This window comes from Pseudoduganella aquatica (assembly GCF_009857595.1).
Lineage (GTDB): Bacteria > Pseudomonadota > Gammaproteobacteria > Burkholderiales > Burkholderiaceae_D > Rugamonas > Rugamonas aquatica_A.
Genome location: NZ_WWCU01000023.1, coordinates 17,818 through 40,667, shown reverse-complemented (window position 1 = coordinate 40,667; position 22,850 = coordinate 17,818). Strand labels below are relative to the sequence as shown.

General features: G+C 62.9%; 26 protein-coding genes. 9 read left to right on the top strand and 17 right to left on the bottom strand.

The window, feature by feature from the left end:
• The first annotated feature begins 47 nt into the window (after positions 1-47).
• On the top strand, positions 48-827 hold the full coding sequence (locus GTP77_RS19080; RefSeq protein WP_161073733.1) for an IclR family transcriptional regulator: 780 nt from the start codon (positions 48-50) through the stop codon (positions 825-827).
• Here the strand turns inward: GTP77_RS19080 and GTP77_RS19075 are convergent.
• The 3 genes from GTP77_RS19075 to GTP77_RS19065 all read right to left on the bottom strand — a co-directional run bounded on the left by GTP77_RS19075 (position 809) and on the right by GTP77_RS19065 (position 3,642).
• A complete protein-coding gene (locus GTP77_RS19075) occupies positions 809-1,954 on the bottom strand; it encodes a serine hydrolase (protein ID WP_161073732.1) in 1,146 nt (381 codons plus the stop codon). The genes GTP77_RS19080 and GTP77_RS19075 overlap by 19 nt on opposite strands.
• Positions 1,955-2,059: 105 nt before the next feature.
• Entirely contained in the window at positions 2,060-2,755 is a 696-nt protein-coding gene (locus tag GTP77_RS19070) for a nitroreductase (protein WP_161073785.1), read from the bottom strand.
• A 17-nt stretch (positions 2,756-2,772) separates the two neighbouring features.
• A complete protein-coding gene (locus GTP77_RS19065; protein ID WP_161073731.1) occupies positions 2,773-3,642 on the bottom strand; it encodes a DMT family transporter in 870 nt (289 codons plus the stop codon).
• 357 nt (positions 3,643-3,999) lie between these two features.
• Here GTP77_RS19065 and GTP77_RS19060 point away from each other — a divergent pair, with 357 nt between their 5' ends.
• Positions 4,000-4,563 carry a phasin family protein gene (locus GTP77_RS19060; protein ID WP_161073730.1) on the top strand — a complete coding sequence of 188 codons (564 nt, stop codon included), beginning with the start codon at positions 4,000-4,002 and terminating at the stop codon, positions 4,561-4,563.
• 152 nt (positions 4,564-4,715) lie between these two features.
• On the opposite strand, the gene GTP77_RS19055 is transcribed toward GTP77_RS19060, so the two are convergent.
• From GTP77_RS19055 to GTP77_RS19020, 8 genes are all read right to left on the bottom strand, one after another.
• Complete coding sequence (locus GTP77_RS19055) at positions 4,716-5,486, bottom strand: alpha/beta fold hydrolase (RefSeq protein ID WP_161073729.1); 771 nt, start codon at positions 5,484-5,486, stop codon at positions 4,716-4,718.
• Positions 5,483-6,520 carry a M14 family zinc carboxypeptidase gene (locus tag GTP77_RS19050; RefSeq protein WP_161073728.1) on the bottom strand — a complete coding sequence of 346 codons (1,038 nt, stop codon included), beginning with the start codon at positions 6,518-6,520 and terminating at the stop codon, positions 5,483-5,485. The genes GTP77_RS19055 and GTP77_RS19050 overlap by 4 nt, the downstream gene beginning before the upstream one ends.
• Before the next feature lie 109 nt (positions 6,521-6,629).
• Positions 6,630-7,352: an ABC transporter ATP-binding protein gene (locus GTP77_RS19045; RefSeq protein ID WP_161073727.1), complete on the bottom strand. Its 723-nt coding sequence runs from the start codon at positions 7,350-7,352 to the stop codon at positions 6,630-6,632.
• Positions 7,352-8,122: an ABC transporter ATP-binding protein gene (locus GTP77_RS19040; protein ID WP_161073726.1), complete on the bottom strand. Its 771-nt coding sequence runs from the start codon at positions 8,120-8,122 to the stop codon at positions 7,352-7,354. Before GTP77_RS19040 ends, GTP77_RS19045 begins: the two co-directional genes overlap by 1 nt.
• A gap of 9 nt (positions 8,123-8,131) precedes the next feature.
• Entirely contained in the window at positions 8,132-9,349 is a 1,218-nt protein-coding gene (locus tag GTP77_RS19035; protein ID WP_161073725.1) for an ABC transporter permease subunit, read from the bottom strand.
• Between the two features lie 12 nt (positions 9,350-9,361).
• Positions 9,362-10,291 (bottom strand): branched-chain amino acid ABC transporter permease, encoded by a 930-nt coding sequence (locus GTP77_RS19030; RefSeq protein WP_161073724.1) that lies wholly within the window; start codon positions 10,289-10,291, stop codon positions 9,362-9,364.
• A gap of 165 nt (positions 10,292-10,456) precedes the next feature.
• A complete protein-coding gene (gene ispH / locus GTP77_RS19025; RefSeq protein ID WP_161073723.1) occupies positions 10,457-11,410 on the bottom strand; it encodes a 4-hydroxy-3-methylbut-2-enyl diphosphate reductase in 954 nt (317 codons plus the stop codon).
• Positions 11,411-11,423: 13 nt separating this feature from the next.
• Positions 11,424-11,879, bottom strand: coding sequence for an FKBP-type peptidyl-prolyl cis-trans isomerase (locus tag GTP77_RS19020; protein ID WP_161073722.1), 456 nt, complete (start codon positions 11,877-11,879; stop codon positions 11,424-11,426).
• A 139-nt stretch (positions 11,880-12,018) separates the two neighbouring features.
• Between GTP77_RS19020 and GTP77_RS19015 the strand changes: the two genes are divergently transcribed.
• The 5 genes from GTP77_RS19015 to rpmG all read left to right on the top strand — a co-directional run bounded on the left by GTP77_RS19015 (position 12,019) and on the right by rpmG (position 14,778).
• A complete protein-coding gene (locus GTP77_RS19015) occupies positions 12,019-13,023 on the top strand; it encodes a hypothetical protein (RefSeq protein ID WP_161073721.1) in 1,005 nt (334 codons plus the stop codon).
• 13 nt (positions 13,024-13,036) lie between these two features.
• Entirely contained in the window at positions 13,037-13,378 is a 342-nt protein-coding gene (locus tag GTP77_RS19010) for a DMT family transporter (protein ID WP_161073720.1), read from the top strand.
• Between the two features lie 123 nt (positions 13,379-13,501).
• Positions 13,502-14,176: a RadC family protein gene (gene radC / locus GTP77_RS19005; protein ID WP_161073719.1), complete on the top strand. Its 675-nt coding sequence runs from the start codon at positions 13,502-13,504 to the stop codon at positions 14,174-14,176.
• Positions 14,177-14,358: 182 nt separating this feature from the next.
• Complete coding sequence (gene rpmB / locus GTP77_RS19000; protein WP_008451488.1) at positions 14,359-14,595, top strand: 50S ribosomal protein L28; 237 nt, start codon at positions 14,359-14,361, stop codon at positions 14,593-14,595.
• Between the two features lie 15 nt (positions 14,596-14,610).
• Positions 14,611-14,778, top strand: coding sequence for a 50S ribosomal protein L33 (gene rpmG / locus GTP77_RS18995; protein ID WP_056393804.1), 168 nt, complete (start codon positions 14,611-14,613; stop codon positions 14,776-14,778).
• Between the two features lie 47 nt (positions 14,779-14,825).
• On the opposite strand, the gene GTP77_RS18990 is transcribed toward rpmG, so the two are convergent.
• The 6 genes from GTP77_RS18990 to GTP77_RS18965 all read right to left on the bottom strand — a co-directional run bounded on the left by GTP77_RS18990 (position 14,826) and on the right by GTP77_RS18965 (position 21,043).
• Positions 14,826-15,614, bottom strand: a complete 789-nt coding sequence (locus GTP77_RS18990) for a prohibitin family protein (protein WP_223149370.1) — start codon at positions 15,612-15,614, stop codon at positions 14,826-14,828.
• Positions 15,615-15,932: 318 nt separating this feature from the next.
• Complete coding sequence (locus GTP77_RS18985; protein ID WP_161073717.1) at positions 15,933-17,135, bottom strand: DesA family fatty acid desaturase; 1,203 nt, start codon at positions 17,133-17,135, stop codon at positions 15,933-15,935.
• 125 nt (positions 17,136-17,260) lie between these two features.
• Positions 17,261-18,583: a mechanosensitive ion channel family protein gene (locus GTP77_RS18980; protein WP_161073716.1), complete on the bottom strand. Its 1,323-nt coding sequence runs from the start codon at positions 18,581-18,583 to the stop codon at positions 17,261-17,263.
• A gap of 55 nt (positions 18,584-18,638) precedes the next feature.
• Positions 18,639-19,958, bottom strand: coding sequence for an RsmB/NOP family class I SAM-dependent RNA methyltransferase (locus GTP77_RS18975; RefSeq protein ID WP_161073715.1), 1,320 nt, complete (start codon positions 19,956-19,958; stop codon positions 18,639-18,641).
• A 16-nt stretch (positions 19,959-19,974) separates the two neighbouring features.
• Positions 19,975-20,586 (bottom strand): phosphoribosylglycinamide formyltransferase, encoded by a 612-nt coding sequence (gene purN / locus GTP77_RS18970; protein WP_161073714.1) that lies wholly within the window; start codon positions 20,584-20,586, stop codon positions 19,975-19,977.
• 58 nt (positions 20,587-20,644) lie between these two features.
• Positions 20,645-21,043 carry a barstar family protein gene (locus GTP77_RS18965; RefSeq protein ID WP_057157449.1) on the bottom strand — a complete coding sequence of 133 codons (399 nt, stop codon included), beginning with the start codon at positions 21,041-21,043 and terminating at the stop codon, positions 20,645-20,647.
• Positions 21,044-21,401: 358 nt separating this feature from the next.
• On the opposite strand from GTP77_RS18965, the gene GTP77_RS18960 reads away from it, so the two are divergent.
• Both GTP77_RS18960 and GTP77_RS18955 read left to right on the top strand, forming a co-directional pair.
• Positions 21,402-21,911: a glycine zipper 2TM domain-containing protein gene (locus GTP77_RS18960; RefSeq protein ID WP_161073713.1), complete on the top strand. Its 510-nt coding sequence runs from the start codon at positions 21,402-21,404 to the stop codon at positions 21,909-21,911.
• Positions 21,912-22,019: 108 nt separating this feature from the next.
• On the top strand, positions 22,020-22,835 hold the full coding sequence (locus GTP77_RS18955; protein ID WP_161073712.1) for a spermine/spermidine synthase domain-containing protein: 816 nt from the start codon (positions 22,020-22,022) through the stop codon (positions 22,833-22,835).
• Positions 22,836-22,850: the final 15 nt, after the last annotated feature.

Here is a 22,850-nt window from a genome sequence, read left to right as displayed (position 1 = left end):
TCATGGTATAAAGTAGAGGACAAATACCGCACTGCACCAACCACATCATGAAAATTGAAACCGTCCCTGAGCAAAAAACCACCATCCAGGTGATAGAACGCATGGTTGCGCTGCTCGACGCGCTGGCCAGGTATCCGGACCCGGTGAGCCTGAAGGAACTGTCCAAGGTGTCCGGCCTGCACCCGTCCACGGCGCACCGCATTCTGAACGACATGGTGCTGACGCGTTTTGTGGACCGCATTGAACCGGGCACCTACCGCCTCGGCATGCGCCTGCTGGAACTGGGCAATGTGGTGAAAAGCCGCCTGTCGGTGCGCGAAGCGGCGCTGGACTTCATGCGCTCGCTGCACAAGAAAACCCAGCAGACCATCAACCTGTCGGTGCGCCAGGGCGACGAAATCGTGTATATCGACCGCGCCTTCTCCGAGCGCTCCGGCATGCAGGTGGTGCGCGCCATCGGCGGACGCGGCCCGCTGCACCTGACTTCGACCGGCAAGCTCTTCCTGTCGGTGGACGAGCCGAAAGCCATCCGCGCCTACGCCACGCGCACCGGCCTGGCCGGGCACAACAAGAATTCGATCACGGATCTGGCCAAGCTGGAGCGCGAACTGAGCCTGGTGCGGGCGCGCGGCTATGCGCGCGACAACGAGGAACTGGAACTGGGCGTGCGCTGCATGGCGGCAGGCATACGGGACGACAGCGGCAAGCTGATCGCCGGCCTGTCCATCTCGGCGCCGGCCGACCGCCTGCAGGATGAGTGGCTGGAAGACCTGGTCAGCACCGCCAACCAGATCTCGGCCACGCTCGGCTACATGCCGGTGGAGTAAGCGGGCGAGACGGTGCCGGCGGCGCCGGTCAGTCCGCCGCCCAGCGCGCCGGCTGATATGCCAGTTGATATGCCGGTCGACATGCCGGCCGGCTTCAGCGCTTCCAGCCACTTGCGCATGCGGCCCGCGTCCGCGGCGCGCGCAGCCGAACCCTTGGCGTCGAGCAGCACCATGATGACGGCGCGGCCCTGTATCACCGCCTGCATCAGCATGCAGCGGCCAGCCTCATTGATAAAGCCGGTTTTCTGCAGGCCGATTTCCCAGCCCGGCGTGGCGATCAGGCGGTTGGTGGTGCCGAACTGCATCGGACGGCCATTCGCTTCCACCACGGCTTTCGCGTCGGTGGAATATTCGCGCAGCACCGGGTGCTGGTAGGCCGCCATGGCCAGCTTGGCCAGGTCGCGCGCGCTGGCCACATTCATTTTCGACAGGCCGCTGGAATCGACATAGCGGGTGTCCGTCATGCCCAGCGACTGCGCCTTGGCGTTCATGGCGTCCACGAAGGCCGGCAGGCCGCCCGGATAGTGGCGGCCCAGCGCGGACGCGGCGCGGTTTTCCGAACTCATCAGCGCGATATGCAGCATATTGGCGCGCGTCAGCTGCGAGCCCACGCGCAGGCGCGAGCTGCTGAATTTCTCGTGGTCGACGTCTTCCTCGGTCACGGTCAGCACTTCGTCCATGTCCTGGCCGGCTTCCACCACCACCAGGCCGGTCATCATCTTGGTGATGGAGGCGATGGGCAGCGCCACGCCGGCATTCTTTTCAAACAGGATTTCCGAATTGGCCTGGTCCAGCACGAAAGCCACATTCGATTTCAGGTCCAGCGGATCGCGCGTCAGATGCAGGCCGGCCAGGTCGCCCATGGTGGGACGGGCCAGGCCCTCGGACACATTGCTCACCTTCTGGTACACCACCTTGCGCTTGCCGTTCACCACCATCACGCGGCGCACGGTGCGCTCGCGCGGGGCGGCAGACGCCATCGGCTGCAGCACCATGGACTGGCGGCGCGGCGTGGCCTTGCTTTTCTTTACAGTGGGCTTGCGCGCGCTCTCCCCCGCATGGGCCGCCGAGGCGGGCAGCGAGACGCACAGCAAGGCGAGTATCGCGCCCAAGGTCAATTTAACCATTTTCGTTCCCCAATGCAGTGAGACTATTCTTGTTGCAGTGTAGCAAAACCTCGCAGCGGCGCAAGCAGTATCCATCCTGCAGCGCACCGTAAAACCACAGCTTGCTCACTCTACAAATTTAACAAAGTGAGCAGCCGGCTCGCGCTCCGTGATCAAAGTGTTCTCGATCCGGCCAGGGTCCGCATAGCCCAGCGACATCCCGCACACCACCATTTCATTATCCGGCAATTCCAGCTCGGCGCGGATAATCTTGTGGTATTGCGTGAAGGCTGCCTGCGGGCAAGTGTCCAGCCCGCGCCCGCGCGCCGCCACCATGATGTTTTGCAGGAACATGCCGTAGTCCAGCCAGGAACCCTGCTCCATCACCCGGTCTATGGTGAACATCAGCCCCACGGGGGCGCCGAAGAAAGCATAGTTGCGGCCATGCTGAGCGGCCATGCCGGCCTTGTTGTCGCGCGTCAGGCCCAGCAGCTTGTACAAATCCCAGCCCACCTTGCGGCGCCGGTCCACATAGGGCGACACCCACTCGCGCGGGTAATACGGATATTCCTCGGTGTGCCGGCTGGCTTCCTCAGGATTATTATGTGCGGCCAGAATACGCTCAGACAAGCGCTGTTTTTTCTCGCCGGTGAGCACGTACACCTTCCACGGCTGAGTATTGGTGCCGGACGGCGCGCGCGCCGCCACCTGCAGCAGCTGTTCGATATCCTCGCGCGCCAGCGGCGTGGGCAGGAAGGCGCGGATGGAGCGGCGCGACGTGATGGCGGCGTCCACCGCCTGCTGGTCTGGAGTATTGATCATCATTCACCTGGGTTGCTTCACCGGGGTTGCTTCACTACGAACACCACGCCCAGCACCGCCAGCGCCATCCCGGCCGCGCCCAGCAGGCTGAACGCTTCGCCGAACATCAGCCAGGCCATGATGGCAGTGGTGGGCGGCGTCAGGTACAGCAAGCTGGTCACCTGGGTGGCGTCGCTGCGGCGTATCAGCGCGAACAGCAGGAAAATCGCGCCGATCGACAGCGCCAGCACAGACCAGGCCAGCGCGCCGACAAAGCGCACAGTCCATTGTATGTCAGTAAAGCTTTCAAAATACAGCGCAAATGGCAAAATCACCACAAACGACGCCGCGAACTGGATCACGGTGCCGGTGCGCAAATCGAACTGCGGGCAGTAGCGGCGCTGGTACATGGTGCCGGCCGTAATGGACAGCAGCGCGAACAGGCACAGCGCAATGGCCTGCCACGACAGGCCCACCAGCGTGATCTTGGCGTACACCACCAGCGCCACCCCGCCCAGGCCGAACAGCAGCCCCAGCCACTGGCGCGGGCGCACCTTCTCGCCGATCAGCGGCGCCGCCATTGCCGTCAGGATGGGCTGCATGCCCACCATCAGCGCGGTCAGCCCGGCCGGCATGCCCAGCTTGATGGCGCACCACACGCCGGCCAGGTAGCCCGCCTGCATCAGCAGCCCGGCCAGCGCCACTTGTTTGATCTTGCCTGTCGGCCAGGGAGCGCGCATCAGCAGCACCAGCGGCAGCAAAATGGCCAGCACGCCCAGGAAGCGCAGCAGCAGGAAGCTCAGCGGCGGCGCATACGGCAGGCCGAACTTGGCCACGATAAAGCCGGTGCTCCACAGGAATACGAAGAACAGCGGGATGGGTGACAAAAAAGAAGCGGTTTTGGGCATGGTGGCTACCAAAAGTATCGGACGCGCCCAACCAGACAGTGGATGTTGCACGGAAGATATAGAGTCTAGCACGGAGCGGATTTTCGGGTCCGGCGCCGCCGCAAGTGCAGCAAAGTTGCTCTAGATCAAAACGGAGTTTCCGCCCTAAGGTATAGGGCAAACGGCGCGGAGTGAGTTCCTTTGTGCAACGCACAAAAATCGCTTGACTTAAAAAATTAAAGCCGTAAAATCGGGTTTGTTGCGTTGCACAATTTGTTGTTCGGACCTGAAAGAATCGCGTCACCGTTTTACTGCAGGTAGCTTTCAGCAGCATCTAACGCTTATATCGCTTAAATCACTTCAAGACTGGAGATTTACATGTTTTCTATCCCTGAGCAATTTTCCAATGCGACCAAAGCCAACTTTGAGAGCCAATTCGCCATCTTCTCGTCGCTGACCGCCAAAGCCTTCGAAGGCGTGGAAAAGCTGGTCGACCTGAACCTGACCGCTGCCAAGGCATCGCTGGAAGAGTCCTCGGTTGCCGCCAAGCAGCTGCTGTCGGCTAAGGATCCACAAGAATTCTTCTCGCTGGCCGCCGCCCAAGTGCAGCCTAGCGCCGAAAAAACCATCGCCTACGGCCGCCACCTGGCAGCCATCGCTTCCGGCACCCAGGCTGAATTCAGCCGCGCTGCTGAAACGCAAATCGCCGAAACCAACCGCAAGGTCATCTCGCTGGTGGACGAAGTGAGCAAGAACGCGCCAGCCGGTTCGGAAAACGCGATCGCCCTGCTGAAATCGACCCTGGGCAACGCCAGCGCCGGTTACGAGCAGTTCACCAAATCCGCCAAGCAAGCTGGCGAAGCCATCGAGACCAACCTGAACGCCGCCGTGAACCAGTTCACCGCCGCCGCCGCCAAGGTTGCTCCCGCTGCCAAGAAGTAATGCATGAAGCGCCGGCCTCCACGGAGGCCGGCTCCGCGCAGGTCTCCTCGGCATCCGTGGTGTCCTCTCTGGCGGATGTCCTTCATCAGCCCCGGCTAGTCCGGGGCTTTTTTTCGTCCTGTCCCGGTACATCGGTGCTTGCGTAGGGCGGGTTAGCGCGCCAGCGCGTAACCCGCCAACCACAGCGCCACCTGCTGCGCCACCCAGGGTCCGTCGTCCAGCGGCAAATCATGCCCCGCCTCCGGATGCATGCGGAACTCCGCCCCCCAGGCCCGCGCCAGGCGCTGCGAACACAAGGGATCGACCAGCCCGTCGCGCGCGCCCGCCAGCACCAGCAGCGGCGCCCCGCCCTGTCCGCGCTGCGGCGCATGAAAGCGCGCCGCCGCCAGCAGCTGCCGCAGCGCATTCACGCGCGACACCGGGAACTCGTTGTGATAATCCACCCAGCGCTTCAGCAGCTCGCTGTCGCGCGTATCGCCTCCATGCGCCACGCTGGTCAGCCTGAGCGCCAGCTGCTCCTGCCGCCGCGCCCCGCCCAGCAGCAACTGCCGCACGATGGCCGGATAATTCTGCCAGCGCAGCCGCTGGTAAAAACGGCTGAACGGCCGCATGCTGGTGTTGAGCAGCACGCAGCGCGCCACCTCGTCCGGATAGCTGGCCTGCCACTGCACAGCCACCATCGCCCCCAGCGACAAGGCCAGCAGGCTGTACGGCCCGCGCAGCCCGCGCGCCTGCAGATCCGCGCGGCAAGCCTCCACCATGCCCCGCACCGATGCCGGACTGCGCTGCCGCCAGTTCACGCCATTGCCCGGCAGGTCCGGCGTCACGATCTCCGCACCCGGCACGGCGGCGCGGAACTGCTCCGGAAACTCGCCCCAGTGCCGGCTCTCGCGCATCAGGCCGCGCAGCAAGACCCAGCTCATGCCGCCGTCCCCAGCCCGTACCAGCGCGCCAGCGCGCGCTTGCGCTGCTGCAGCCGCGCAGGCTCGTCGGGCGCCCAGCGCGCATGGGCGTTCACCGCCCGCATCAGGAAATCGAACCACAGCAAATGGCTGCGCAGCACGCGCTGCAAGCGGTGCGCGGCGGTGGGATTGAACGCGCCCAGGCGGGAAAACAGCTGGCGCGGATTCTTCTTCACCCACAGCCACGAGCCCATCTCCAGCGTCAGCGGCAGGAACACGCGGTCATGGCCCTCGCCGCCGCGCTCGAAGCGCAAGTACAGGTAATCCCACAAATCGCCATGGGTGCGGTATTGCAGGCTCTGCGGCTCGAAGGTGTAGTTGTGGTGCGGATAGCTGGACGTGAACAGCTCCTCCAGCGCCGCGATTTCCGGCAGGTGCGCAATCGGCGTGCGCGTATGCGCGTGCGGGAACCAGATCCGGTCGCGCAGGCCGAAGCCCGAATGGCAGTCCATGCTGACGCTGAACTGGCGCGGCAGCAGCTCGCGCTCCACCACCTCGCACACGGCGCGGCTCTCCGCCTCCATGGGCGCGCCGAAGGCGCCGCGATACCAGGGCAGCACCGGGCTGGCGCGCTGGCCGCCCAGCAGGAAAGGCACGCGTTCGCTGGCCTGCACCGGCGAGTTGCGCATCAGGTCCACGCCTTGCGGATTGCAGCGCGTGGCCTGCCACATGCCGCCCGGATTCACCAGCGGCATAAAGACCAGGCGCACATTTTCCAGCAGATGATGCAGGCCGTGGTCCCAGCGCGAACGCGCCACCAGGCTTTGAAGAAAGGAAAGGATGACCTGGGTGCCGATGCGCTCCAGGCCGTGGATGCCGCCGAAGAAACCCAGCGCGGGTGCGGCCGGATCGGCGCTGCCCATGGTCAGTACATAAACGGGAAATTGCTGGCTGTCCGCCGCCACCGTGCAGGCCACGCTGGCATTGAGCAAGTCCCCGCCATCCTCGATCAGCTGTTCCAGTGTAAGCAGTTCGGGCAGGGATTTAACGCTCATGCGGGCAACTCCGTATTGAGGAGCACCCAGTGTAAATCATAAAGGGGTCAGGGTTGATTTTCCATTACCGCAAAAATCAACCCTGACCCCATTTTGCTGCTCGCCAAATTTACTCGCCGAGGTAGGCGGCTTTGACGCGCGGGTCGTCCAGCATGTCGCTGGCTTTGCCGGTCATGGTGATGAGGCCGGAGTCCATCACGTAGCCGCGGTGCGCCGCTTGCAGCGCGAGCTTGGCGTTCTGCTCGACCAGCAGGATGGTGATGCCTTCCTGCGAGACGTTGCGTATCACTTCGAAGATCTTGTCGACCATGATGGGCGACAGGCCCATCGACGGCTCGTCCAGCAGCAGCAGCGCCGGATGGCACATCAGCGCGCGCGCCATGGCCAGCATCTGCTGTTCGCCGCCGGACAGGGTGCCGGCCAGCTGCGCCGAGCGCTCTTTCAGGCGCGGGAAGATGTCGAACCACTTGGCGATGTCGGCCTCGATGCCGGCCTTGTCGTCACGTGTATAGGCGCCCATCATCAGGTTTTCTGTGATGGTCATGCGGGTGAACACGCCGCGCCCTTCCGGCACCATGGCCAGCTTTTTCTCCACCAGGTGGAAGGACTTGCTGCCTTTCAGCGACTGGCCCATATAGGCCACCGTGCCTTCGACCTTGCAGTCCGGCAGCGTGCCGGTGATGGCTTTCAGCGTGGTGGTCTTGCCCGCGCCGTTGGCGCCGATCAGCGTGACCAGCTCGCCCTTGTTCACTTCCAGGTCTATGCCCTTGACGGCCTTGATGCCGCCATACGCCACCTTCAGGCCGGAAACCTTTAATACATTCTCGCTCATTAGTGCGAACCTCCCAGGTAGGCGTCGATCACCGCCTTGTTGCTTTGGATCTCGGCGGGCAGGCCTTCCGCGATCGGCTTGCCGTATTCCAGCACCGTGATGCGGTCGCACAAGCTCATCATCATTTTCACGTCGTGCTCGATCAGCAGCACGGTCTTGCCTTCGGCCTTGATCTTCACCAGCAGCTCTTTCAGCGCCAGCTTTTCAGTGGCGTTCATGCCGGCCGCCGGTTCGTCCAGCGCCAGCAGTTGCGGGTCGGTGGCCAGGGCGCGGGCGATTTCCAGGCGGCGCTGGTCGCCGTAGGACAGGAATTTGGAGGTGCGGTTGGCGAAGGCGCCGATGCCGACGAAGTCCAGCAGCTCCTGCGCACGCTTGCGGATGCCCGCTTCTTCCTCGCGCGCCGCCTTGTGGCGGAACACGGCGCCGAACACGCCCTGGTGCGAGCGCACGTGGCGGCCCACCATGACGTTTTCCAGCGCGGTCATCTCGCCGAACAGGCGGATGTTCTGGAAGGTGCGCGCAATGCCGGCTTTCGCCACTTCATGCGGCGCGGACGGCGAGTACGGCTTGCCGGCCAGCTCGAAGGTGCCGGTGTCCGGCTGGTACAAGCCGGTGATGACGTTGAAGAAGGTGGTCTTGCCGGCGCCGTTGGGGCCGATCAGGCCGTAGATCTGGCCCTTCATGATCTTGATGCCGACATCGGTCAGCGCCTGCAAGCCGCCGAAGCGCTTGTTGACGCCGGCGATGTTCAGAATAACTTGTTCGCTCATACTCTTACCTCAGGCTGGCAAAACGCCGGACGATTGATCTTTGGTGTCGGAGTCGGCGTCCGGACGGTCTTCATGCTTGGGCGCGGGCCACAGGCCGGCCGGGCGGTTCAGCATGATCAGCACCATGGCCAGGCCGTACAGCAGCTGGCGCAGCACTTCCGCTTCGATCAGCACGTGGCCGAACAGCTTTTCCTGCAGCGGCTCCACCACGTGGCGCAGCACCTCGGGCAGGGCCGCCAGCAGCGCGCCGCCCATGATGACGCCGGGGATGTGGCCTATGCCGCCCAGCACCACCATGGCCAGCACGGCGATGGACTCGGTCAGCGAGAACGATTCCGGCGACACGAAGCCCTGGAAGGACGCGAACATGGCGCCCGCCACGCCGCCGAAGGAGGCGCCCATGGAGAAGGCCAGCAGCTTGACGTTGCGGGTGTTGATGCCCATGGCCTTGGCGGCGATCTCGTCTTCGCGGATGGCCACCCAGGCGCGGCCCAGGCGCGAGTGCTGCAGGCGGCTGGTGACGAACACCACGGCGATGCACAGGAACAGGAACAGGTAGTAGTAGGCGTTCACGGACGGCATGCCGAAGCCGCCAATGTAGACCGTGGCGCGCGAACCGGCTTCGCCGGCCAGCGAGGTGCCGAACACGCGGATCGGGTCGATCAGGTTGATGCCCTGCGGGCCGTTGGTGACGTTGATCGGCTCGTTCAGGTTGTTCATGAAGATGCGGATGATCTCGCCGAAGCCCAGCGTCACGATGGCCAGGTAGTCGCCGCGCAGCTTCAGCGTCGGTGCGCCCAGCAGTGCGCCGAACAGGCCCGCCAGCGCGGCCGCCAGCGGCACGATGAACCAGACCGCCAGGTGGATGCCGTTGGTGCGGATCTCCTCGCCCATCACCGCCACCAGCGCCTCGCCGAAGCCGGGATGCAGGTTGATCAGCGATTCGAGCAAGGTGGCGAATTGCGGCGAAGCCAGCAGGCCGGTCATGTAGGCGCCCACCGCGTAGAACGCGATATAGCCCAGGTCCAGCAGGCCGGCGAAGCCGACCACGATGTTCAGGCCCAGCGCCAGCATGATGTAGAGCAGCGCCAGGTCCACGATGCGGACCCAGGAGTTGCCGAAGGGTGCCGCAACAAACGGGAACACCAGCATCAGCACCAGCACGACGGCCATGCTGGTGTAGGCTTTTTTCGCGTCTTTCTGGACGTCAAAGTTCAACAGTGCCATATCAGTCCTTTCTTAAGCGCGGTCGGCCACGCGTTCGCCCATGATGCCGGACGGACGCACAGTCAGCACCAGGATCAGCACCACGAAGGCGAAGATGTCCTGGTAGTTGGAGCCGAGGAAGCCGCCGGTCAGGTCGCCGATATAGCCGGCGCCCAGGCTTTCAATAATGCCCAGCACGATGCCGCCTATCATGGCGCCATAGATGTTGCCGATACCGCCCAGCACCGCGGCCGAGAAGGCTTTCAGGCCGGGAACGAATCCCATGGCGAACTGGATGGAGGCGTAGTTGGCGCCCCACATCACACCGGCCACGGCCGCCAGCGCGGCGCCGATGGCGAAGGTGGCGACGATGACCTTGTTCGAGTCCACGCCCATCAAGCCGGCCACGCGGGGGTTTTCCGCGACGGCGCGCATGGCGCGGCCCATCTTGGTTTTCTCCACCAGCATCACCAGGCCGAACATGGAGGCGGCGGCCAGCACCAGCAGCAGCACCTGCGTTTGCGTAATCACCGAGTTGCCCAGCATGATGGGGTCGGACGACAGCAGCTGCGGGAAAGGCAGCGGGTTGCGGCCCCAGATCATCATGGCGAAGGTTTGCAGCAGGATGGACACGCCGATGGCGGTGATCAGCGGCGCCAGGCGCGGCGCGTTGCGCAGGCGGCGGTAAGCCACGCGCTCGATCAGCACATTGACGGCCATGCAGACCGGGATGGCGCCCAGGATGGCGATGCCCAGCTTGAGATAGCCCGGCATGTCGGGGAAATAGTGGTTGAGCTGGTTCAGGATGGTCAGGCCCGCCATGGCGCCCACCATCAGCACGTCGCCGTGGGCGAAGTTAATCAGGTTCAGCACACCGTACACCATGGTGTAGCCCAGTGCGATCAGCGCATACATGCTGCCCAGCACTAGGCCGTTGATCAGTTGTTGGATAAATGTATCCATCGTGGAATTGCCTCTTGAGTTAACAAAAACGGCACCCGGAGAGGCTATCCCCGTAGTGCCGCCATTGAATGACGCTGTTGTGCATCGATCTACTATTACAAGCGTCCGCAATAATAGCGAGGTTTAACGAAAACTAATATCGAAAAAAAATTAAGTTCACCGAATTTAATTCGCTACCGTCATGGTTTTCTCACCGTCCAGTCCCTTGGGCATGGGGAAGGTGACCGACTCCTGCACGCCTTCCAGCGCGCGCACGCTGCGCGCGCCCAGCTCTTTCAGGCGGTCGATCACGGCCTGCACCAGCACTTCCGGCGCCGACGCGCCCGCCGTCACGCCCACGCGCTGCTTGCCCGCGAGCCAGGCGGCGTCTATCTGGGCGGCATTGTCGACCATATAGGCCGGGGTGCCCATCTTGTCCGCCACCTCGCGCAGGCGGTTGGAATTTGAGCTGTTCGGGCTGCCCACCACGATCACCACTTCCACCTGCGGCGCCATGAATTTCACGGCTTCCTGGCGGTTGGTGGTGGCGTAGCAGATGTCGCCCTTCTTCGGCTCGATAATATTGGGATATTTTTGTTTCAGCGCCGCGATAATCTCGGTAGTGTCGTCAACCGACAACGTTGTCTGGGAAACATAGGCCAGCGCGTCCGGATTGCCCACCTGCAGCTTGGCCACGTCGGCCACGGTTTCCACCAGGTGCATGCCGGCGTCGGCCTGGCCCATGGTGCCCTCCACTTCCGGATGGCCGTCGTGGCCTATCATGACGATCTCGCAACCCTGCTTGCGCATCTTGGCCACTTCCACGTGCACCTTGGTCACCAGCGGGCAGGTGGCGTCGAAAATGCTGAAGCCGCGCGCTTCCGCTTCGGCCCGCACCGCTTTCGACACGCCGTGCGCCGAGAACACCAGGGTGTGGCCGGGCGGCACGTCGGCCAGGTCTTCGATGAAGATGGCGCCCTTGGCGCGCAGGTCCTCCACCACGTAGGCGTTGTGCACGATCTCGTGGCGCACATAGATGGGCGCGCCGAACTGCTTCAGCGCGCGCTCGACGATTTCAATCGCGCGGTCAACGCCGGCGCAGAAGCCGCGCGGCTGCGCCAGCAGGATTTCTTTGTCCATACTTAGTCCTTTTTTACAGCACGGAAATCAGGTTCACTTCAAAACGCACCGGCTGGCCCGCCAGCGGATGGTTGAAATCGAACAGCGCTTCGGTTTCGCCCAGTTCGCGCAGCACGCCGGCAAAACGGCCGCCGCCCGGCGCGGCGAAGTCCACCAGGTCGCCCACTTTATAGTCGGCGCCCGGCACCGAGTTCGCGTCCAGCGTGGCGCGCGACACGGGACGCACCAAATCCGGGTTGCGCGGGCCGAAGCCGACGCCCGGTTCCAGGTCGAAGGTCTTGTGCGTGCCTTCCGGCAGGCCCAGCAGCAGTTCTTCCAGCACCGGCGCCAGCTGGCCCTGGCCCAGCATCAGCGTGGCGGGAGTGCCGTTGAAGGTGGTGACGATATCGGCGCCGTCGACGGTGGCGAGGCGGTAATGCAGCGTGAGGTAGGCCGATGCGGTGACGACAGGAGGTTGTGCGTTGGACATGATGGGCAAAAAACTTGAAAACGCTATTGTAAGCCACTCGGCGGCCCAGTGCGCCGCGCGCCCGGCCTGCCAGCCGCAAGTGTTTCCGAATGTTAGCAAATCCGCCATTGCCCGCCATATCGCATAAAATGCGCGCGCCATGATGAATTTACTGAACTTCCTCTTCCCCGCCCCCCACGACTACTCCCAAACCGCCGTCCGCAGCCCGTGGCGGCCGCTGCTGGCCTCCGCCGCCGGCTTTGCCGCGCTGGCCCTTGCCGTCATGTGGTGGCGCTGGGGCGGCACCGTGGAGGACTCGCTGCACTACTTTAATACCGCGCGCTACCTGCGCGGCGAAGTCCCCGCCAGCGCGCTGGTGGCCCCCTTCCCTTACCGCTTGCTGGTGCCGGCCGCCGCCGCCGCCATCCCGGGCGACGTGCGCAGCAGCTTTGCGCTGCTGAACTGGCTACTGGTGTCGGCCGCCGCCTGCATGACGGCACTCAGCGCCTGGCGCCTGGGCTACGGCCATCGCGGCGCCCTTGCCGCCGGACTGCTGCTGATCCTGTCGGTTCCCACCTTCTGGTACGCGCCCTATCTATTGGTCGACCCCGGCTCCGTGTGCGCCCGCGCGGCCTTCGTGCTGGCCCTGGTGTCCGGCCAGCCCTGGCTGGCGGCGCTGGCCGGCGTGGTGGGCACCGGCGTGCGCGAGGAAAACATCGTTCTGCTGTTCTGGCTGCTTGCAGCGCGCCAGATAGGCTGGCGCGCCGGCCTCGCGGCCCCGGCCGCCGCTGCCGCATGGATACTGGCGGTGCGCTGGTGGATCATAGGCGGCCTGCCCAGCTATGTCTGGAAGCCCAGCATGGCACAGTTGCTGGCGGCGCTGGGCGATACGCGCTCGCTGGCCTCCATCGCGCTGGCGGCCGGCCTGGCGCTGCCGCTGGCCCTGCTGGGCATGCGCCGCGCCGCGCCCCAGTTGCAGCCCTTCAAGCGCCTGCTGCTGGTGCTGGCGCTGCCGCCGCTGTACGCCGCGCTGTCGGTGCGGGTAGACGGGCGCGCCGTGTGGGGCCTCTACCCCATGCTGATTCCCTTCGCCGTCGCCGCCCTGGCGCCCTGGCTGGGACGCAGCGCCGGCGGCGGGGAGGCGGAACCGCGCCTGGCCGCGTGATACCATTGACATTATGAACACACTTCTCAACGGCTATTTCTGGTGCGCACTGGCCTCCCTGGCCAGCGCCGGCGCCACTTTCCTCATCAAACTGTCGCACCAGGCCGGAGACGGCTGGAGCATCACGCGGCTGGCCTACCTGGGCTCCGCCTGCGCCGTGTACGGCCTGGGCTTCGTCTGCTACACCATCACGCTGCAAAAGCTGCCGATGACGCTGGCCTACCCACTGATGACCGCCATCACCATGGCCACCGTGCTGCTGATAGGCTATGCCGTGCTCGGCGAAGCCATGACGCCGACCCGCATGCTGGGCATGGCGCTGGTGGCCGCAGGCGCCTTCGCGCTGGCGCGATGACAACTCCGCCCGCCCTGGCGCGGTAAAAACTTCACGCCTGCTTGCGCAGGCACAAACGCCGCCGCTAACAATCCGACAACAATGGAACCTTGGCCGGGCCTTCCCGGCATTGCGAGGTCCAGCATGGGAATTGCCGATTGGCCGGAACACCAGCGCCCGCGCGAGCGCCTGATACGCGAGGGCGCCAACGCCCTGTCTGATGCCGAACTGCTGGCCGTCTTCCTCCGCGTGGGCGTGCGCGGCAAAAATGCGGTGGAGCTGGCGCGCGACATGGTGGGCCACTTCGGTTCCCTGCAAGCGCTGTTCGCCGCCACGCTGCGCGAGTTTTCCAGCATCCCCGGCCTGGGCGCGGCCAAATTCGCCCAGTTGCAGGCCGTAATGGAGCTGGCGCGCCGCGCCGTCGGCGAACAGCTGCAAGCCGGACAGACGCTCAGTTCCCCCGCCTCCGTCAAACAATACCTGCGCCTGACACTGGGCGCCCAGCCCTACGAATCCTTCCACGTCCTGTTCCTGGACGTGAAGAACCGCCTGATCGACTCGCGCGAACTGTTTCGCGGCACACTATCGCATACCAGCGTGTATCCGCGCGAGGTGGTGCGCGAGGCGCTGGCGCGCAACGCCGCCAGCGTGATGCTGGCCCATAACCACCCGTCCGGCACGCCCGAGCCCAGCGAGTCCGACATGCTGCTGACGCGGGCGCTGATGCAGGCTTTGGCGCTGGTGGACGTGCGCATCCTCGACCATTTCGTCGTCGCAGGCCATCAGGTGCACTCCTTCGCCGAGCACGGACAGCTGTGAAAACGACAGGCCCATAGCCCAGTTTACCTATGAAAAACAAGGGTTTGGAGGCGGATTTTACAATTGTTAAATTTCACAGCTAGATCGTGACACAATTGTTTTTCGCAAGTCGTTGAAAAAGCTCAGTTTTTTCTATATACTCTTGTTTTTTCCAATTGTGGAATCTATTCAAGGAGTGCGCCATGGCACGTGTTTGCCAAGTCACTGGGAAGAAGCCGATGGTCGGCAACAATGTTTCCCATGCAAACAACAAAACTAAACGTCGTTTCCTGCCTAACCTGCAGAACCGTCGTATTTTTGTTGAATCTGAAAATCGCTGGGTCTCCCTGCGTCTGTCCAACGCCGGTCTGCGCGTAATCGACAAGGTCGGCATCGACGCCGTCCTGGCCGACATGCGTGCCCGCGGCGAAAAAGTCTAATAGGGAGCAACTATCATGGCAAAAACTGGCCGCGACAAAATCAAGCTGGAATCGACCGCAGGTACCGGTCACTTCTACACCACCGACAAGAACAAGCGCACCATGCCTACCAAAATGGAGATCATGAAGTTTGATCCTAAGGCACGCAAGCACGTTCTGTACAAAGAAACCAAGATCAAGTAATCGATCCTTGTTTCAATGAAAAAAGCCGCTCACTGAGCGGCTTTTTTTTATTGCTTGGCTGGCAGGCTGATAAACGGCACTGCACCGCCGGCCATCGTGGCAGGCAATTTCCCGTCCCATTTCTCAATCGCCTTGGCTTGATTCTCCGTTTCACGCAGGCGCAATAACTCCGGCGTCACTTGCTGGCGTTGCAGCGAAAGCGATTCCGCCTCCGCTTTGGCGCGCGCTATTTTCTGCTGCGCTTCCACTTCTATCCGCTGCAAATCCCGCTCCGCTTTCATTTTCAATTGCTCGGCTGTGGTTTTGGCTTCAATGGCTTCATCGAAGGTTTTACTGAAATTAAAACTGACGATGGAGAATTCATCGATCACCAGCCCATGCCGCGCCATTCTTTCACGCAAGGCATCGACAATATCATTGCGGACTATCGCGCGCTTGGAGATTAATTCTTCCGCCGTATATCGGGCGGTGACGGCTTTTACCGCTTCATGCACGGCAGGAACAATAATACGTTCGCCGGGCTGATTGCCCAGGTCGCGATACACCGCCACCACGGCATCCGGGCGGACGTGGTAATTGATGACCACCTTGGTTTTAACGGTCTGTAAATCCTTGGAAGCGGCATCGCCCTCGCCTTCGCCTTTTTCAATGGCCACGCCGACCAAATGCATGCTCTGCGCAATAGGCCAGCGGAAATGCAGGCCTTCATCAAATACTTCGGGAGATGGTTTTCCAAAGGTCGTTAATACGCCCCGGTGCCCGGCAGGGACTATGGCAAATGGCGTCAGCACCAGCAGCACCGCAATACCGGCCGCTACCAATACCAGCTTGCCCACAAATTGATTCCTCATCGACTCCGCTCCAGTTTCATAAAAAGCAACCAGCCCATACTAGCAGATCCCCGGCGCCAGGCAAGCAGCTTAAGCCCGTTTTAAGCACGAACAAGCCAGGAACTGGCATGAATTGAACGTGATATCGCCGAATTGCGTAGGGCGGGTTAGCGCGTGCGCGTAACCCGCCAGTGCCGTCGAGGCGCATGAGTTGGCGGGTTACGCGGGCACGGCCCGCTAACCCGCCCTACGGCGGTGCCAGTAATACGATGGGAAATAAAAAACGGCCCGAACGGGCCGTTTGGTTTGGAGCGCTGAAGCAGCTTATGCGTAGCTGCGCAGGCGCAGGGAGAAGTCCTGCAGGGATTTAATACCGGACGCTTCCGCGCGGGTGCACCAGTCTTGCAGCTTGTGCAGCAATTGGTCGCGGGTGAAATGCGAACGCTCCCAGATTACGCCCAATTCCACGCGCATATTGTGCATGGTTTCCAGCGCCTTGCTGTGCTCGAACAATTCCACCAGCTGCTGCTTTTGCGGCGCTTCCAGTTTGGCCGGCTCCCGGGTCAGGAACTTGCGCGACGATTTCAGGAAACGCGCTTCCAGCTGCGCTTTATCTTTCAAATGCTCCAGCTCTTCTTTCCAGGCGCTTTTCATCGACTTGGCGTATTTGGCCATCACGTCGTAGCGATTGGCGATAACCGATTGCAGCGTTTCCAGATCGGCTTCCAATTTGCCATGCTGGAATTTCGGCTCAGGCGCCACTTTCTTAACTTTGGCCAGGCCCATGGTTTCCAGCGTGCGGATATAGAACCAGCCGATATCCACTTCATACCATTTCGACGACAGCTTGGCCGAGGTGGCAAAGGTGTGGTGGTTATTATGCAGCTCTTCGCCGCCGATAATAATACCGAATGGAATAATATTGGTCGCTGCATCGGCGCAGTCGTAATTGCGGTAGCCCCAGTAGTGGCCAATGCCGTTGATAATGCCGGCGGCGGTCACTGGAATCCACATCATTTGCACGGCCCATACGGTCGCACCGATAACACCGAACAGCGCCAGGTTAATGACGGCCATCAGCACCACACCCATCCAGCTGTATTTGGTGTAGACGTTCTTTTCCATCCAGTCGTCCGGCGTCCCATGGCCGTATTTCTCCATGGTCTCCATGTTCTTGGATTCAGCGCGGTACAGCTCGGCGCCTTCCCAGAATACTTTCTTGATGCCGCGGGTGACCGGGCTGTGCGGATCTTCCTCGGTGTCGCATTTGGCGTGGTGCTTGCGGTGGATGGCGGCCCACTCCTTGGTGACCTGACCGGTGGTCAGCCACAGCCAGAAGCGGAAGAAATGGCTGGGGATGCCGTGCAGCTCCAGCGCGCGGTGCGCCTGGTGGCGGTGCAGATAGATGGTGACGCTGGCGATGGTGATGTGGGTGACGATCATCGTGTAGGCAAACACTTGCCAGCCCGACGCGCCGGTGATGCCGTTGCTCAGGAAATCGAGTACAGTTTGTAAACTAAAGGTCATTACTACTCCAAAGAGGGTGTCCCATGCGCCGGCGCAGCCAAAAACTGCCCGCCGGAATTTCTATTGTTGGGCGTAATTGTACGCTGAAACAACCCTGCTTTGAGTGGCTTGCCTCCCGTCACTGATTATTTTTTAAGCGCTTCTGAGTCTTCCGGCAACATGAGCGGACCGATAATGCGCATCTCCCGCTGCGGGAAAGGCACGGATATTTTGTGCTCCTGCAAAGCTTTCCAGATGGCCCGGTTGACGTCCGATGTGACCCCGCCGCGTCCGTTTTCCGGATCCGCTATCCACCAGCCCACCTGCAGGTCCAGTCCGTCGGCGCCGAAGCTGACCAGCGTGGCCGAAGGCGCTTTGTCCTTGTCCACCCGCGCCACGGTCAGCGCGGCCTGCTCCAGCAAGCCCAGCACGAAGTCCACGTCGGTGTCGTAAGCCACCGACACCTTGGTGCTCAGCCACAGGTTCTTGTTCGACAGCGAGGAGTTCTGCACCGCGCCCGACACCAGCATTTCGTTCGGCACGATGGACTCCACGCCGTCCAGGCCTTGCAGCACCGTGTAGCGGGTGTTGATCTGCGTAACGCGGCCGCTGTACTTGTCCACCGTAATCATGTCGCCTATGGTCAGGCTGCGGTCCAGCAGGATCACGAAGCCGGAAACGTAGTTGCTGGCGATCTTCTGCAAGCCCAAACCAAGGCCCACGCCCAGCGCGCCGCCGAACACGGACAGCACAGTCAGGTCTATGCCCACCATGGACAAACTGCCCAGCACCGCCACCACGATCAGGATGGCGCGGCCGGTGCGCGCCAGCACCACGCGCAGGTTGGAATGCACGGTCTGCAAGCCCATCAGGCGCTCTTCCAGCGCCGCGCCGGCCCACAGCGCCAGCATCAGCAGCACCACCACGGAAATCGCCGCCTGCAGGATGTCGGCGATGGTCACCTTGTGCTTGCCCAGCGGCAGCATGGTGTGGTCGAGGTAGAAGAACACGTCGTCCCACAGCCCGGTGATGTACATGGCCACGCCGGCCCACACCAGCAGCTGGAAGATCTTCTCGAACGTCAGCATGGTGGCGCCGATTTCGCCGCCGCGGCGCGCGAATACCCGGCGCAGCAGGAAGAACACGAAGCGGATCGCCGCCAGCGAGCCGAAGATGGGCAGCGCCACTTTCAGCAGATGCACTTTCTGGTAGCGCGCCAAGACCAGCTGGGCAACAAAGATCAGGCAGGCGATGGCGAGCGGGCCGATCACGCGGCTGAAACTCTCCATGCCGAAGCGCGCCATGCCGGTGGCGGGCTCGCGCGCCGCCACGCGCTTGCGCAGCAGGCCGGACAGCATATAGCCCAGCACGATGGCCAGCATCAGGGCGCCCACCTGCCACATCAGGCCGGGGTCGCGCAGGTCGGCGATCAAATCGGAAATCAGGTTCTTCAGGGGTTCTTGCTTCATCGTTCTCACTGGATGGATGGAAAAAGGGCCAGCTCAGCGGCCGGCCCCATCTTACTTAGTCTGCGCTGTCCGCGTCGCCGTTCTCGTCGGCGTCAGGCGCCGGCTTGGCCTTCTTCGGCATCGGCTTGCGCTCGAACACGGCGGCGAAGAAGCCGTCGGTCTGGTGCTTGTGCGGCAGCAGCTTCAGGTAGTCGCCCATTTCCAGCGCGATCTTCTGCTCGGCCAGCACTTTGCTCATCGGCACCAGCTCGAAGTCCGGGTGGTTGGCCAGGAAGTCGGCCGCCACGTCGTCGTTTTCCTCGTTCAGGAAGGAGCAGGTGGCGTACACCAGGCGGCCGCCGCCTTTGACCAGGCGCGCTGCGCCGGCCAGGATGGCAACCTGCTTGTCGTGCATCTCGGCGATGGCGCCTTCAGCCTGACGCCATTTCACGTCCGGATTGCGGCGCAGCGTGCCCATGCCCGAGCACGGCGCGTCCACCAGCACGCGGTCGATCTTGCCGGCCAGGCGCTTGATCTTGGCGTCGCGCTCGTGCGCGATCTGCACCGGATGCACGTTCGACAGGCCCGAGCGCGCCAGGCGCGGCTTGAGCTTGGCCAGGCGCTTCTCCGACACGTCGAAGGCGTACAGGCGGCCGGTGTTGCGCATCAGCGCGCCCAGCGCCAGCGTCTTGCCGCCCGCGCCGGCGCAGAAGTCCACCACCATCTCGCCGCGCTTGGCGCCCAGGATCTGGGCCAGCACCTGGCTGCCCTCGTCCTGCACTTCGATGGCGCCGCTCTTGAACAGCGGCAGGTTCTGCAGCTGCGGCTTGCGCAGCACGCGCAGGCCCAGCGGCGCGTAAGGCGTCGGCTCGGCCACGATAGGCGCTTGCGCCAGTTCGGCGATCACTTCATCGCGGCCGGTTTTCATGCTGTTCACGCGCAGGTCCAGCGGCGCCGGCGTGTTGAGCGCGTCGGCCAGCGCCAGCGCGTCTTCCTCGCCAAACTGCGCCACCAGCTTCTCGAACAGCCACTTGGGCATGTTGGAACGCATCGATTTGTGCATCAGCTTGCGGTCGATCTGCATCACGCGCTCGATCCACTCCAGCTCCTCGGGCGTGACGCCGCCCAGCGCGTCGGCGCCCACGGCGTCGGCCAGGCCCAGCAGGGTCAAACGGCGCATGGTGGCGCCGCTGCCCGCTTCCGACTGGTCGGTGAAGAAGGCGCGGTTGCGCAGCACGCAATACACGCCCTCGGCGATGGCGCCGCGTTCGCGGCCGCCCAGGCGTGGATGGTCTTTGAAGTAGCGCGACAGGGTGCTGTCGGCGGGTGCGGTAAAGCGCAAAATCTCGCGCAGCACTTCTTCGGTGCTGGCGAGTATCGCTGGTGGCAATCTCATGGAATTCCTTGGTTAATTACTTGTTGTGGTCAACGATGACCTTGCCGTCCGCTATCGTCAGCCGGTCTTCAACAAACCAGCGGATGGCGCGCGGATACAGCGTATGTTCCTGCACCAGCACGCGCGCTGACAGCGTGGCCGGCGTGTCGCCCGGCAGCACGGGCACGGAGGCCTGGTCCACCATCGGGCCGTGATCGAGTTCGGCGGTCACGAAATGCACCGTGGCGCCGTGTTCCTTCATGCCGGCCGCGAGCGCCTGCTCGTGCGTGTGCAGCCCCGGGAACAGCGGCAGCAGCGACGGGTGGATGTTCAGCATGCGGCCTGCGTAATGGGCGGTGAACGCCGGGGTCAGGATGCGCATGAAGCCGGCCAGCACCACCAGGTCCGGCTGGTAGCCGTCGATCACCTGTTGCAGCGCGGCGTCGAAGGCCTCGCGGCTGGGGTAGTCCTTGTTGGCGACCACGGCCGTCGGAATGCCGTGCTCGTCGGCGAAAGCCAGGCCCAGCGCGTCGGCGCGGTTGCTGATGACAGCCGCGATGCGGGCCGGCCATTGCTCGGCTTGCGCAGCGCGGACCACGGCTTCCATATTGCTGCCGCGTCCAGAAATGAGGATGACGATATTTTTCATAGCCCGCTATTATACCTGCGTCGCGGACAGGGCCTTCCAAACGGCGTTGGGCGCCGCTTTACTCGAAGGAATAGAAGACGCGGAACGGCACTTTCTTCTCGGCCCAGAAGTCGGCCGCGTCGCGGAACACGTCCAGCAGGCACTCGCGCGCTTCGCGGTCGAATTTCTGGGTGTTCGGCAACTGTTCCAGCACGATCAGAAAGCCGGTCTGCTCGCCGGCCTTGGCCATGGTATCGGTCAAGGTCACGCGCAGCGCTTCGAAGTTCTTGCCGCACGGTTTGGGGAAGAGAAACGATTCCGCGATGATGCCGAGTACTTGCTGCTTGGTCAGGCCGGCATTGCAATGCGCGTATAAAAAGTGCTGCCCCAGGCGGGCTGCCTCGTCTTGCAGATCGGTGACACGAAATGCGCGAATGGACTGGACAAGGTTGGGCGGCACAGTTATCAACAAACTCATTTTTCCCTCAAATCGACCTGTTAATGTACGGTTTGCTTTTCGCTATGGCACTCTATCGGTTACCGGTACATGGAGGCCACGGGCGGGTCATTGCGCCGGCGGCAGTCGCGTTTCTCTATGTCAATCTGATCCCATACGGTTGTTAGGGTAACGTTTTGTATCCTGCTAATCAACACGTAAGTGATATCTCACGCAAGTTTTGTAAGAAATAGAACATTTCCTCGGCTTTTGGCGCGCTGTTACAATTTGTTGCCATGAGAACTGTTATCCCGGGAACGGCGGGATTACCATAGTATGCAGCCATCCCTCGCTAGCGGATTGCATACCCTGACCATCCAACACCAACAAGAGGTATCACATGAACATGCCATCCAAACTGCTCCTGTCGGCCCTGTGCCTGTGCGCGCTGCCACTGGCGCAAGCGACGGAATTCGAAGATTACGGCCGCGTGGTGCGGGTGCAGCCGCAGGTGGAGCAAGTGAATATGCCGCGCCAGGAATGCCGCACTGAATACGTGCAGGTGCAGCAGCCGGCCCAGCGCAGCGCGGGCGGCTCCATCGTCGGCGGCATCGCCGGCGCCCTGCTGGGCAGCCAGATCGGCAGCGGCAACGGCCGCACCGCCGCCGCCGCAGCCGGCGCGATTGCCGGCGCCGTGGTGGGCGACCGCGTGGACAACCAGAACGCCCAGCCCGGCGGCGTGAGCGAGCAGGCGGTAAAACAGTGCCGCACCGTGGACCACTGGGAATCGCGCACCAACGGCTACGAAGTGACTTATGACTACCGCGGCCGAAACTACACCAGCATCATGTCGCACGACCCGGGCCAGCGCGTGCGCCTGCGCGTGTCGGTCGAACCGATGCAGAACTAACTGGACAGTTCGCCAACACAAGCCGGTCGCCGACCGGCTTTTTTCATTCCAACTTGCCTTGCGGTAAGCGGGCGCGGGATAATAGCTCTTCACCTCAGGCAGCCCTTCATGCTCATCAAACGCAAATCCATCGAAAAAGAAGAATCCTCGCGCCCGGCCTCCAAGGCCGGGAAAGCCGCGCCGGCGGCGCGCAAGCCCAAGTACGCGCCGGTGACGCTGTCGGAACAGGACGGCGTGCGCTATCTGCACTTCGGCACCGAGTGGGTGCAGGGCGCCATGCGCATCCGCAAGCCGGACTGGCCGGAGCTGGAGTACGCGCAGCAGATGATGGCGTGGGTGCTGTGGAACGGCCAGCCGCGCCGCATCGCCCAGCTGGGCCTGGGCACGGCCGCGCTGACCAAGTTCTGCTATAAACAGTTTCCGCAGGCCGACGTCACCGCCATCGAGCTGAACCCTTCGGTGATCGCCGTGTGCGAGTCCATGTTCAAGCTGCCGCCCAACGACGAGCGCTTGCACGTGCTGGAAATGGACGCGCTGGATTTCGTCAACGACAAGGCCAACCACGGCGCCCTCGACGCGCTGCAGGTGGACCTGTACGACGCCACCGCGCGCGGCCCGGTGCTGGACACGCCCGAGTTCTACCAGGCCTGCAACGCCTGCCTGGCCGACGACGGCATCATGACGGTCAACCTGTTCGGCGACCACCCCAGCTACGCCAAGAACATCAAAGCGATGAAGTTTGCCTTTGAACAACTGATCTGCCTGCCGCAGGTGCATGATGGCAATGTGGTGGCGATCGCCTTCAAGCGCGCCCGCGCCATCGACCCGGACGCGCTGAAGGAGCGCGCCGCGCAGATCGTGGCCGAGACCAAGCTGCCCGCCAAGGCCTGGGTCAAGGCCGTCCAGCAAGCGCTGCAAAAATAGACCAGAGAAGCCAGC